6 protein-coding genes are annotated in these 13,374 nt (G+C 44.4%); 3 read left to right on the top strand and 3 right to left on the bottom strand.

Translation table 11 applies throughout. The features are described from left to right. Positions 1-165: 165 nt before the first annotated feature. From KHN79_RS16970 to KHN79_RS16960, 3 genes are all read right to left on the bottom strand, one after another. Positions 166-1,137: a C45 family peptidase gene (locus KHN79_RS16970; RefSeq protein ID WP_182010085.1), complete on the bottom strand. Its 972-nt coding sequence runs from the start codon at positions 1,135-1,137 to the stop codon at positions 166-168. Continuing rightward, the gene (locus KHN79_RS16965) at positions 1,137-2,528 is read right to left on the bottom strand and encodes an amidase (RefSeq protein WP_182010086.1); all 1,392 of its coding nucleotides are present in this window, start codon (positions 2,526-2,528) and stop codon (positions 1,137-1,139) included. The genes KHN79_RS16970 and KHN79_RS16965 overlap by 1 nt, the downstream gene beginning before the upstream one ends. Before the next feature lie 649 nt (positions 2,529-3,177). Then, positions 3,178-5,754, bottom strand: coding sequence for a DNRLRE domain-containing protein (locus tag KHN79_RS16960; RefSeq protein ID WP_182010087.1), 2,577 nt, complete (start codon positions 5,752-5,754; stop codon positions 3,178-3,180). 916 nt (positions 5,755-6,670) lie between these two features. Here KHN79_RS16960 and KHN79_RS16955 point away from each other — a divergent pair. The 3 genes from KHN79_RS16955 to KHN79_RS16945 are packed head-to-tail and all read left to right on the top strand — an operon-like array spanning position 6,671 to position 13,369. After that, positions 6,671-9,280: an endo alpha-1,4 polygalactosaminidase gene (locus tag KHN79_RS16955; protein WP_244812769.1), complete on the top strand. Its 2,610-nt coding sequence runs from the start codon at positions 6,671-6,673 to the stop codon at positions 9,278-9,280. Positions 9,281-9,301: 21 nt separating this feature from the next. Next, positions 9,302-12,838 (top strand): tetratricopeptide repeat protein, encoded by a 3,537-nt coding sequence (locus tag KHN79_RS16950; RefSeq protein ID WP_182010089.1) that lies wholly within the window; start codon positions 9,302-9,304, stop codon positions 12,836-12,838. 12 nt (positions 12,839-12,850) lie between these two features. Continuing rightward, a complete protein-coding gene (locus tag KHN79_RS16945; RefSeq protein WP_182010090.1) occupies positions 12,851-13,369 on the top strand; it encodes a hypothetical protein in 519 nt (172 codons plus the stop codon). The last annotated feature ends 5 nt before the right edge of the window (positions 13,370-13,374 follow it).

The raw sequence follows: 13,374 nt of genomic DNA, 5'->3' as shown, positions 1-13,374 counted from the left end.
TCCAGATCAATCCTCGATCTAACATTATTAATGTAATTCTACGCTCTGCTATTTACTCTCAGGTGAATAAGCACTTTATATAAGAATGATATCGTTCACCTGAATGTTAATAAAACAATGACTTTTACTAGTAATTGCCGAAAGTACACTCTCTAACTGATGTCGTTAAGTTCTCGTAATGACAACAGACCGAGAATTAAAGTTATCAAAACCCACGACCTGCTCGGTACACGGCCAGACATAATGTGCTTGCTTGTTCGCGCAATCATACATACTGGTATATAGTGTCCCATACCTGTGTTCCTGATGACTTCGGTATAATGGCGGCTGTAAAAACTGACTCGCTATTTGATAAGGTTCGGTATAGTTACAGCTTATTTCTTCTAGTTTAGCGAGCCTTTCAACACTGTCCGGCAAAAATAGCGCTTCTTCATTTTCAACCACTACTTGATGATTGGCTGAAATATAATGATTAGTGATAACAGGACTATTACCTGGGTTTAAATAAACCGTCCTGTGCTCCCCGTTTGCATCTACCAAAGCCAACGTATAATCAAGATGGACAGGTATCGTTTTCAGTTTATTAATAGCCTGCTCGACATTACTGCATGTTTCAAGCAAATAGCGCAAAACAATGGTAATGCCAAAACCTTCTCCTTTTACACCATGGCCGCCAAAATTTAACGAACATGCTAGGCCATCTTCATTTATGCCATCTAAAATACCCCAAAAGCAGTCCGTCATGCCCAGTACTTTTTTCTCGTTCCATTGACTAAGCATGACCTGACCTTCGAAAAGGTACTGCGGAAAGTCATAATTTCTTACTAGCCATGCGCAGTTGTCTTGTTTAGTGACCAACTGAGAACAGCCGCTATAAAAAATTGGAGGATTATATAAACTCAGAAACCTCGCCATGAGATCATTGGCATCTAAATGTTCCGTCAATCTTTTATAAGTTGGATACAGTTCTGGCATATGAGTTTTTATTGCCTGAATACATTGCAAATATGTCGGACGTGCAGCCTCTCCTTCGTCCAGGTACCACGCTTGATATGCCAGCCATGCATGGTGAAATCGATGTTTCAAGTTTTCATCCATGTACCTATTGTCTGAAAAATTTACCTGCCATAATGCCATCACTCAGCTTCCTCTGTACTAGGCAGATAAACAGGAGAAGAGTCCAACGCCAATAAAAATTCTAATTGTTCAGCAAAGTTTAAGATTTGGCTGTCCAGCCCACATAATCCCGTAATGTGTAGTGATAGAGGCAAGCTCTCATTACCGTACCCCATAGGCATTGCCAGAGCCGGAAATCCGCACAAATTTGCGTCATATAGAAAGCCAGCCCAATCCAGCCAGGGTAACTCAATTTTGGTTGAACCGAGATACTTGGGATATCGTCGGTCATGCGTAAATGCTTCACACCCCACCGTGGGAGAGAGAAACAACTGACAGCCATTACGCTCATACATAGCTTGATAAGCTGCCAATATAACATTTCTATGCTCTTCTGCCGCTAAGTACTCTTCTTCCGTTAAGGTACTGGCAAACTGAAATGAGCGTAACGTTTCTTCTTCTATACCTTCAAGTGGCTGCTCTTTAAGTGACTGATAATACCAAGTGTCATAGTACGCACTCGTCACCCAAGCAATGACTGAAGCCGGCAATTGCGGATGATCATAAACGACCTCCACTCCAGATTTGATTAGCGTGTCAATGACGGTTCGAAAAGTATGTCGAACGTCGTCATCAATCGGTAGGTGACCAAGATCTTCAGACACAATGACTTTTGTTTCGAGTAATGATTTCGGGTGATGTAATTCACTGTCTGCTTGTAGAGTCAACGCATCAAACATAAGTTTTGCATCAGCAACGTTTCGTGTCATCGGCCCATAAGAAACGAGAGTGCTCCAACTTGGAGAGCAAGGCTCTCGGGGGATAAGATCAAACGTTGGTTTAAAACCTGTGATTCCACAAAAAGCTGCAGGAATACGAATTGATCCACCACCGTCACCACCAAAGCTTAAGGTTCCAGCTCCTGCTGCGATCGCAGCCCCTGCCCCACCCGACGATCCACCACTGGTTCTGGAATCATCACGTGGGTTTTTCGTTAAGCCAAACAGCTCACTGCGAGTAGTGCCGCTTAAACTAAACTCCGGACAAGTCGTTTTAGCAAAGATGATGGCTCCGGCATTAATTAAACGTTGAACTGCTTCACTGGTTTGTTCTGGGATAAAATCCACCTGACTACAGGAACCATTGGTACAAGGAGTGTCAGCCAAATATTGAGACTCTTTAATAGTAATGGGTAAGCCACACAATATTCCCCCTAAGCCCTCCGCAAGCAACTCATCGGCAACTCTGGCTTGAGCCCTGGCCTCGTCGTACATAGTCACAGAGAACGGATTAAACTGAACTTGCACTCGCCTAGCATGAGCGATGGTTCTTTCCATCAGCTCGACCGCTGAAATTCTGAAAGCTCTTAAGTCGGCGATTAATTCCACGGCCGTTTTATTAATGACATCCATTTCTATCCCCTAACTCCGGCGTCACGTGCCATGGCGGTGATTTTCACAAATTCAACACTTACAAAATGTAAGCTAATCATCTCTCATCGCATTAAGCTAATGCTTGTTTATATTCCGAACAAAGTCACCATCATGACGGCTATGTTCGCAACCTAATCATGCCACCGAACCTCCCTAGCAGAGGGGATCGCACCCGAAAAGTGAAACCGTCATGCACAGCAGCTGCATCTCAACGCCTAAATAAACACCCACAAATCAGCTGCATACATTACAGTTTGACTAGCGAAGAATGATGATGCTGAACTCAGTTCTTTTAACAATTACACTACAAATTACGTAAAAAATAATCAACACACATGTTCGATATAATTACCAAGGCGTGACCTGCGCCCCCTTTTTGGTTCAAAAAATAAACAAGTCTTCCCGCCGTATGAAGAAACGCACCATTTACTGTCGTAAGCTGGTTAACAAATCACGTGAACAATATATTTACTAGATTAAGTACATAACGTTTAAAAGAAATGAGTATGCAGCACAAACAGTGCATGCTGTGTTTGTAATTAAACAGTTTGTAGAAAAAATAAAACCCGAAAAACAGTTTGTTTTTCGGGTTTTTTAATTAGTTAGTAAAACTTAGCTTTACGACACCTTAATCAAGTGAGCGGTCTACGGTAAATACTTCCCCGTTCGCATCCACTGTAGCTTTCAATTGATATTGGCCGCCATAACTGTCGCTGCCCACCCCTGTCATTCGAACTGTTACAGGACTGTCGGCAGTAACGGTGACTGTATTGGTATCTCGGTTCCATACGCCTCTTACATTAGCTTCGCTCGCAAGCAGTTTCTCTCTACTCTTTTCACCGTTACTCAAGTAATCGATATTGACGATTGGTAAGCGCATATAAGATTTATATTTATTCACGACAACATTTAGCCAGTCATAAACCAGTGTATCTCCACCGCTATAATTACGCAGATTAGCGCTATGGAAGTAGTGAGGCCAAGGTTTATACGACAGCATATGACGGAATGCTGTTTCCGCTTCAGCCGCCAAAATTTGTGAATAACTACGAGGTGCACAAATTGCTGCCGGAACGGTACAAGGATCGACTGGTGGATCCATTTCGCCATAACGCTCATAGAATATATAGTTATATTCGTCTGTTAATTCTGCTGGCGTAGTAACATTGTAAAATACCGATGTTGGATAGCGCGGTAGCAGCATAATATTACTACCAGGAAGTTTCTGCTCTGTATTTTGGTTCACACGAGAAGAATCTGAAGCAACATATTCGATACCCAACGCTTCCATTGCGTAAACAAGTGCATAATTTAGCCCATCTGGATAAGGGATTAAATCTTCTAGTGCATAGTCTCCGCCAGTGTATTCACCAATACCATTTTCTAAACCCGAATGTTCGCCTGTCACGAGTACCTTAGAATCATTGTCAAAGTCCGGGAGGTTTAGCTCTTCCCATACCTTGAGGTTTTCGTCCAGTTCAGCAAAGACGATATCGTAAGTTGCCCCTGTGCTTTCGAATAGTTTTCGGTGTGTCAGAGTATGGTTTATAAATCGGAAGTGATCTGCATTCGCTACTATCGCGTCAGTCAGTGGCTGGGAATCAGACACATATTCTATGTAGAGTTTCGGACGATAGCTTTCGTTTTCTGCTTCGCGGGTATAAAGTTCAACCCAAGTATTTTTCTTCGCTCTTACAAGGAATCCAAAATTATTGGAGCCACCGGACTCTTTCCACTGATTTACAAGTGAAGTGACATTAGCTTCAATAATACCTTGAGTGTCAGCGCCATTGCTCGCTTTATAGGTATAAGAAACACAAGATCCAGTGCCTAATCTATCTCGCCAATTGGCTGACTCATCCCAGGCTTTATTCACCATGCAAATATGACCACTAGGTGAGTTGACATTATTTGCGGTAGTAAGGGTGAGTATCGCTGTCGCAGCTTCCTGAAAACTGTCGATGCCAGCAGGTAACTGAACACTGCCAAAATCGAACAGCGCATGTTGTTTGTATAGTTTGAAGAGGTTCGATGAAAAAGAAGTGCTTTGATCGCCATTGTCAGCACGGCGATACATAGAATCGATAAAGGTGTCCTGCTGAGATTCTAAAGGTGGTCTTGCAGCACCTATACCGTTATAGACGAAATCCAGTTTGTAATCAGACATTAGAGCTGAATTACTGTTTATGAATTTCGCGTTGGCGCTTACAACATTCTGAATGTCGGCTGGAGTTGTCCGGTAACTGTTAGGGCCAGTAGTATTAGTACCAATATTCCACAGGTCATCACCAATGAATATGTCATCAATATGCGCAGACAGATAAACTTTACGCGAACCGATGAATACACCTTGAGTAGCAAAATTTAAGAACTCGTAATTGAGTACCTGGGAGAACACTAAATACCAGGCGTTAGTAATAGTCGAAAGAAGTACTTCGCGCCCATCAGGGTACTCAACCCTGGATATCAAAGCTTTGCCTGAAGCCTGGTCAATTAGAAGTGGTGTTGCGGTCGCATCGAGCACCACGTCTGCGCTACAGGTAAGAGGAATACTTCTTGGCGTAGCCAGAAATTTTTCACCGACCAATGCTACAGACTGGTTTCTATTAACATATTCAAATACTTCTTTATCGTTAACAGAGCCGGCAGGAATGTTCCAACTAGCGGTTAAATCAGCATAATTAGACTCTACATCTTGCCAGTCCATACCGTAATCGAGATCTAAATCTTGTTTCGCCCAGCACCACGGTATCGGATCGCCAGACATTACTGACTCGCGCACATTAAAAGTGCGCTCATATTCATGAAGTAATTTCCATTCATCTAACGTAAAGGCAGAGTTCCATGGATTGCCTTCATTTGGGTAATAAAGAAATGAATTAGTCAGAATGATGCCGTTATAGTTACCCTGACCGTTAGTGACTAGCTTATCCCAGTCTAGTACTTCAGTACTAGCATCAAGGACGTCATATGGTACTCCCATCTCGTCCAGCATATCGTCGATGGCGTCCAGACCGCGCGCGTAATTTGTATTCACGCTGCCATCTGAATTGGTTTCATTTGTCTCTGCTGTAGGTGAGATAACCAGCACCTTTAACGCAACATCAGGCAGTGGGTCTGCCGAAACTGAAGTAGCAAAAAAGGGCAATAATAAGAAAAATAACGGTTTGATGGATATCTTTTCAACAATGTTTCTTAATAGCATAATTTCTTATCCTTAAGAAAGAGGTTGGTTTCAATTTAAGCCATTGTTACACCATACAAACCACCGTTCTGTAAATCTACTTCAGAATTTCTGATTCATGACAACGCAAGCTCTATGACGTCAGCGCTCAATTGACTTGGTTATGCCTTCAGCCTCAAAATTGACTCTGTTTTGTCAGTAGACTGATATGAGCACTGTTAAGTGGGTTCAAGTGTAGACAAGGTATCCGTTTAAGCAAATCTTAGAAATAATACTATCAACAAGTGAATTTTTTCCGTTCCCCACCGTGATAACGCGATGAATTACAATGGTTCAATTAAGTTAACATTGTTGCAAGTCCTTTCCCGACGGGGGTTTCAAGAGAATTGGCAACTTACTAACTTGCACTGAAATCCAGTGCTATGCATGAAATCTCAGCTTAAAATCGTGACAAAAGTCAGCCACTAGTAGTAACACTTTTAACGAACTTTTCGGGTGGTTTGATATAGCAGGTGTAGTTAAATTTCTTATTAAAGTCGGCCATCTTTGGACAGGAGAAAATAGGCAGTGGAATACCAATTATTGAGTCTTCAAATTAACCCACTTTATAAATCAATCAAATAACTTTCCCAGTCTTAATCTGCCTGATTTTACCGAATTACGTTCAGTCTAAAGCACTAAGGTTTTTGTTACTTTCTAACTAATAAAATGGATTTCTATTTTCTCAAATTTAAGAATTTGCAACGATTATTTGGAGTCAAGTTTATTTTTTGCAATATCTCTAGAACAGATACACACTCTATCCACATCAAATATAAGGCTATGGTGTTGCATGCGCTCTTCGTTACTGATTTTTCTTTTATTAGGAAGTTTGAATGCCCCCGCTTTTGGGAGCATGCCCCCCTCTATTGCCTTCTATTACAATCGGATCGATTCAGTGCGCGAGTTAATGAATTATGACCGCGTGGTGGTCAATCCGACGCTGATTACCCCGGAGCAGACGGCAACGCTTCAAACTTCCGGGACATTGGTATTCGCCTATCTTAGTGTGGGCGAATACGGAGGAACGAAACTACCCGACTCATTGCAATCAGCGTCTCCAATCAAAAACGGTAATTGGAACAGCCATGTGATGGATCTGTCTTCACCTAGTTGGCGGAATTACTTGTTTTCCCAGGTCAGGTCTCTGACCAATCAGCACTTCGATGGCTTGTTTCTGGATACCTTAGATAGCTACACCCTGCTTAGCCAAAATGGCTACGACTTACCTACACAAAAAAGTGCTCTGACCAATATATTGAATGCAATTACCGACTCTCCCGACAAGCCTAAGATAATGTTTAATCGTGGATTTGAGCTCCTGGATTCACTATCTTTTAAACCTTATGCCGTGGTTGCAGAGTCGCTCTATCATAAGTATGACCCTGTTAATCAGCTATACGGTAAAACCACCGCTAATGATTCTAAATGGCTCAACAACCAGCTCAATCATGTCAAAGCTAAAGGGATAGAAACCATAGTCATTGACTATATTCCTGCTTCAAGAAGGGCCGATCAAAAACGAGCCGCTCAGCGCCTCATTGATGAAAAAAACACGCCTTATATCAGTGACGGATTATTGTATGAATTTGGTATAAGTAGCATTGAGCCAATTGCCAGAAGAGTGTTGGGAATATATGAAAGTTCGGAAATGAATCCAGCGGCCTCTACGTGCCACCGGAACCTGGCGATGCCTATTGAATACCTGGGTTATGTCCCTGAATGTGTGGATATAAAGTCCCTTTCCTTAAGTGACTTAGACATTAGTCGCTATGCCGGTGTAATCACCTGGTTAGATGAAGGCGCGTTCCAGAGGTTTCCAGCCGTACAAAACTGGTTGAATAAACTGATCGGTTCCGTTCCGGTTCTATTTATTAACGCCTTGCCTACCAACCCCAAATTGCTAGCTCAGATCGGAATTCAATCTGATGGAACACTTACGGGGAAAATAGAGCAGCAAAAAGGAAAGAATTGGACGGGTGGGCGTTACCCTGTATCGTTCAGCGCATTTGACCCATCTCCTGCCTGGCAATCGAACAATTCCGACGTCAAAACCTTGGTTTCTTTCGCTGATAAGTCTGGTAGTCAGTCTGCTCTCTTGTTTAGTGCACCTTGGGGTGGCGCGGCGCTGAGTCCACTACCTATTAGTTACCTTGCGAATGGTCAGGAGTCTTGGGCGATTGATCCGTTCCGCCTTATCGAAGCGACACTGAATCTTCCGGTGATTCCTGCGGCCGATATCACCACAGAATCAGGCCAACGAATTTTGACCAGCCATATTGATGGTGATGGTTTCAGCTCCAAAACCTGGCTACCAGATACGCCCATTGCCGGGGAAGTCATTTATCAGCAAATCCTAACCAAATACCCGCTTCCTGTTACAGTGTCAGTGGTTGCCGGAGACATAGCCAGCAGTGAAATAACAGACGAACAAAAACAAGCGTTCATCCAGACCGCCAAAAAGATATTTAGCCAAATCAATGTAGAAATTGCCTCTCATACCTATAGTCACCCGCAATATTGGAACCCGGATACTGCAAAGAAAAATTCCAATACACCATCTTCTTTAACGAATGTTCGACATGAGATAGTCGGGAGTACCAATTACATTAATGCTCAACTCTCTCCCGCCAATAAAAAAGCCAAACTGATACTTTGGTCCGGTCAGGCTGACCCAGACCAGCAAGCGTTAACAGTGGCCTCTAATGCACACTTGCTAAATGTGAATGGCGGCAACAGTTATGCTGTTAATGGTAACGATGACATGACGCGAGTTTCTGCGGCAATTCAATGGTATCCCAATGCAGTACAAGTCTACGCGCCTATCGCGAATGAACTCAGTTATACCCAGCAATGGACCGCGAACTATGATGGTTATCACCGTGTGCTTGAAACTTTTGCTATCTTGGGCGAGCCACGTCGATTAAAACCAATCAGTATCTATTACAACATGCATTCTGCACAGTACCCTGCCTCACTCCAGGCTCTGAAATCTGTTTATGACTGGGCTCTCACTCAACCGACAACACCGCTTTTTCTCAGTGAGTATGCCTTGCGAGCCCAGAGTCTGTATGAAACGGGAGTTGCAAAAACTTTAGATGGCCGCTGGCAGGTCACCTCTTCCGGCATAAAAAGCATTCGACTGCCTGATAAACTTGGTTATCCAACAGGAACCGATTTAGCAGGGTGGAACCAAGCTGAAGATGGCAAGTTCCTGATTCTAAAGCAACCTCGCACAGTATTTTCAACTCACTCAAACGATACAAAATCAGTCCGGTTGCAAAGTGCTAACGGTGTGTTGCTTAAATGGCAGCAAAACAGAAGCGCGATCAGTTGGTCAATACAATCCCACCAGCCATTAGAACTGACAATCTATGGCGTTCAGGATTGTCAGCCACTTACAGGAGAACCTCTTAGCAAGCGCGTTATCTCAAAAGATTCCATCCAGTTCCATTCACCCAACAGCGGAGTTCTGTCCGGGACACTGCGCTGTGTACCTCAGCAATAGTTGGAATATGAGGGGCACCTGATGAAAGCACGCGACAACTCGCTAGAGCAAACTTACATAGCTCAGAATAAAATGAGACCACGACTTATTAACAAGTTTGTTCTGGCTCTTGTCGCTATCTTTTCACTCAGCACAATGTGGTTGGTGGCCCCAACTAGGCTAATGTTGATTCAACTTATCGAGCAGTCCACCTCTCCTCAGGTATCCCTGGCTTTTCTCAATCAGATGTATGAATTTGACCCGAAAAATCGCGATATAGTGAGGCAAATAGCCGATAAGTACGTTCAAATAGGTCAACTTGACGATGCCAGCCGTTTGTTGGAAACGATGTTATTTGACAGCAATGGCCAGCGAGACTGGCAGGCAACCCAATCTTATTTATCAGTGCTGCTAGCCCGTTACTACAATGCAACACCAGTAGAACAACAAGAAGCCGCCGAGAAGTTAACCGCATTTTTTGATCAGATCGATGCTGTTCCTGACAGTGACCTAGCGCGACGTTTTGCCGATGCCGCCATTGGGTTTAATCTGCCCTTAAAAGCGCTGAACTATTTATATCCTTACCTTGAAAGTGGCGTGACTGATTACGACGAGTTAATATCTCAGGCATTACAAAGCGAAGACTACGATTCCGCCTTATCATTACGCAAAGAAGCGTTCCTGCATTCTGAAGATATCCCGCATGCGAATGCTCTGTTTGACCAGTTTACTGCCATAGATCAGCCTCAACTAGGTAGAGAATTCATCGAGCAGTATCAAGGCGTTCTCGCTAACGACCCTGATTTCCTAAAAGCTTCAATCGACCATTCTGAGAAAGTCGGCAATTTGGATGTCGCCCTCAAGCAGCTGGACAAGCTGGTTAAAGTCGAGCCGGAAGCAAGCCATTATCGCCACAGTGCTGAAATTGCCGTCGCTCTGGGTGAGCTATCGATAGCAGAGTCCTCGTTACAACAAGCAATCGAACTTAAAGGAAACACACAAGATTATGAGGCACTGCACCAAATTTACCGCTGGCAGGATGATATAAAAAGTGCTCAGGCGGTCAGCATTTCCCTTTTGCCACTTTCCCCAAATGAAGAGCAGATCCGTAATGGGCTCGAAGACTCTCAGGCATTAAGTGATATTTACTATGAGGGCATTTTTCTGGATGCTCTGGCCAAACAGAACCTGATTCGTCAGGATGAATACTCACAGTGGATAGATGCAATTGAAAAGTCTCAGGGAACAGATGCTGCGTTAAAAAGTATTATCGAACTTGCACAAACACACCTTAACGATTCGCAGCTGATCAGCCATAAAATGCGCCTTTATAGCTATCAGAACAATAGCCAGGCAGCTATCTCGCAGTGGCGCGACCTGAGACAACTTCGCTCACCTACTCAGCAAGAAGCACTGATAGCCTCAGACATGTATTTGATGCAGCTCCAGCCGCGGCAAGCCTTAAATGCCCTGATCACCCCGCGTAACTGGCTGAATGCAGAAGCCACATATCTGAAAAGAGTGGCGGCACTGGCATGGGAAACCAGTAACCGCCCTGTTGCGGTAGAAAGTTTTAACCAACTTGCTGCACGCCAGAGTGAGCAGCTAGACATTTATCGGTATGTCAAAGTCCTTTCACCCCTTGATAGCGATAGTAGAGCAATGCTAGTCACGCTTTTTAAACAGACAGATAACGAACAAATTCTGTTGATGCTAATCGCTGAGAGCCAACAGAGTGGTGATAGTGACAGCCTGAATCAGTTAGTTAACCTGGCAGCAAGCGCACCATCACTCGCCCGTAATTTAGGCGTGTTAAATATACGGGTTCAGCTTGCTTTACAAGAGGGAAACACTGACCAGGCAACTCAAATTCTGCAGACTATTTTGGAAATTTCTCCGGAAGACCCGACTGCTATAAACAGCTTAATGTGGATAGCAATTGAAACCAACGACCATGAGCGCCTGTCAGAGCTCTATTCGCGCTATAAAGTGGTATTGGCTGACGACCAGAATGTATGGCTGGCCTTTGCTACCACCAATCAACAACTGGGGAACCTGACTGAAGCTGACCTGTGGTACAAACAGTTGCTGCTCAATAACGATGATCCCGATGTTTCCACCTTGCTCAACTACGCGACTTTGCTGGAAAAAACCGGCCAGTTAGACAAAGCGTACGAGCTGCGCCATTTCGTTCTCAACCAAAGAAAACAAGAACTACTGGCCAGCCAGGGGGGCGATGCCAGCTACCGGTCGCTAATTGGTATGTTTACCAGCCCTGCTTTTGCACAGTCGATGATTGAATTTGAAGCAACAACGGCTCCGAGCCCCGAACGCACCGCCGAGTTGTACAGCCATTACCTGGCCAATAATCAAACCGATCGCATACTCTATTGGCAACAGAATACTGCTTTAGGTCAGTACCCTCTACCAGACTGGCAGAAACTCGCCATGGCAATACAGCATAACGATAAAGATGCCATAGAAACTCTGCTGGCGAACTCGGTAAATTTACCAGTTACCGACAAGTATGTTGCGATGGAGAAAGTTGGTCAGCAACAAGCAGCATGGAATGAAGGCGAACGTCAGCTCGGGAACATGCAGGATAAAGCCTCTGAAGCGCAGTTACTCAAAATGCATGCGCAGCAGAATCCGGATAAAAATCTCAGTCTACGTGGCCAGGTATCATCTATTAGCTCATGGGATATCACCCGTTACAGCCTGGATTTCTATGCTCCGCACCCTTATGGTTTCTGGCGACTTGGCAGCGACTACCAACAAACCAGCGCAACAGATTACCTTAGGGGTAATGATGTTAAGAGCGAACGTCGCTTGAGAGGTTCGTACCACCAGCAATTTGCCAATAGCAATGCTGGATTTGGTTTTGACATCGCAGATGGTATTGGTGATCAACGGCTCGGGTTAAATGGGCATTATCAGCTTGCCATTAACGATGACTGGCATGCTAAATTCAGCTTCGGCCTGAATTCACAAATTGAAGCGAGTAAACTGTTAACCGTTGCCGGGCAAGACAATACCCTTGGCTTTAGCACCCTTTATAAACTGACAAGCCGAGAATTCCTCTCTTTACGGCTCAACTACCACGATTTAAAAACACGCTTTGACGACAATATCGGCCAGGGCTGGGACATGAATCTGCGCGTAACTGAGCAGCTGTTTTTTAACGATCCCGCCTGGCAGGCATACATCGATATTTCAACGCACAACATCAAACACGACAATTCACCTTTAAGCGGATTCAATCAGTGGTTCCAGGGTAATACGCCTATAACAAGCAGCGATTTTATCGCCGAAAGGTATCAAAGGCTGTCCATTGGTCAACGACTGTATCACGGCACACCAGGTCTACCTGGCCCTACGGTACCGTCGCCTAGATACTGGCTTGATACTTCACTCGGCTACAACACGGTCACTTCAAAGCCGGATATCACTATAAGTGCCGGACTGGGTTGGGAAATTCTCGGCAGTGATGAGCTTTACCTGACCACTAGCTGGCAAAGCCAGGATCGAAACGGTACTGAGTCATTCCAACTCACATTAGGCTACTACTACAGTTTCTAAAAGGACAATAAGATGAAGAATATCCTACTAATGACAATGAGCATGGCTCTCCTCTCATGCAGCAATTACCAAATACCAGATAGCCCGACTTTTAATGCAGCTGGCTCTTGGGTCATCATGCCAATGATCAATAATGCCAACGCTCCGATGGCGGCAGAAAAAGCGGAACAATTGATCGCCACGCAGCTTTATGTAAAAGGCATCAACGCAATGAGCTACCCGACAACCAACAGTAATGATCTCCGTAGTGTGCTTGATTCGAGTGTGAAACAGCAAAACGCCGAAGCGTGGTTAGCAGACCAACCGGTGGATTATGTTATTACCGGCTCAGTCGAAGAGTGGCATTACAAAAGCGGATTAGATGGCGAGCCTGCGGTGGGTTTAACGTTAGAAATTAAATCCGCCAAAAGTGACCAGGTGTACTGGCGAGCGTCAGGTAGCCGAGTGGGCTGGGGACGCGAGAGCATTACAGGCACTGGTCAGGTTGTCATTGAAAAATTGCTCGACGGCATAATCATCACTCAGCCATAGTGGCC

Source organism: Vibrio sp. B1FLJ16 (genome assembly GCF_905175385.1).
Classification (GTDB): domain Bacteria; phylum Pseudomonadota; class Gammaproteobacteria; order Enterobacterales; family Vibrionaceae; genus Vibrio.
This window is presented reverse-complemented; position numbering and strand designations above follow the sequence as displayed.

Excerpts from the sequence above, each read along its gene's own strand:
- KHN79_RS16945 (WP_182010090.1), top strand. The coding sequence starts at position 12,851 with ATGAAGAATATCCTACTAATGACAATGAGCATGGCTCTCCTCTCATGC.
- KHN79_RS16965 (WP_182010086.1), bottom strand. The coding sequence starts at position 2,528 with ATGGATGTCATTAATAAAACGGCCGTGGAATTAATCGCCGACTTAAGA.
- KHN79_RS16960 (WP_182010087.1), bottom strand. The coding sequence starts at position 5,754 with ATGCTATTAAGAAACATTGTTGAAAAGATATCCATCAAACCGTTATTT.
- KHN79_RS16970 (WP_182010085.1), bottom strand. The coding sequence starts at position 1,137 with ATGGCATTATGGCAGGTAAATTTTTCAGACAATAGGTACATGGATGAA.
- KHN79_RS16950 (WP_182010089.1), top strand. The coding sequence starts at position 9,302 with ATGAAAGCACGCGACAACTCGCTAGAGCAAACTTACATAGCTCAGAAT.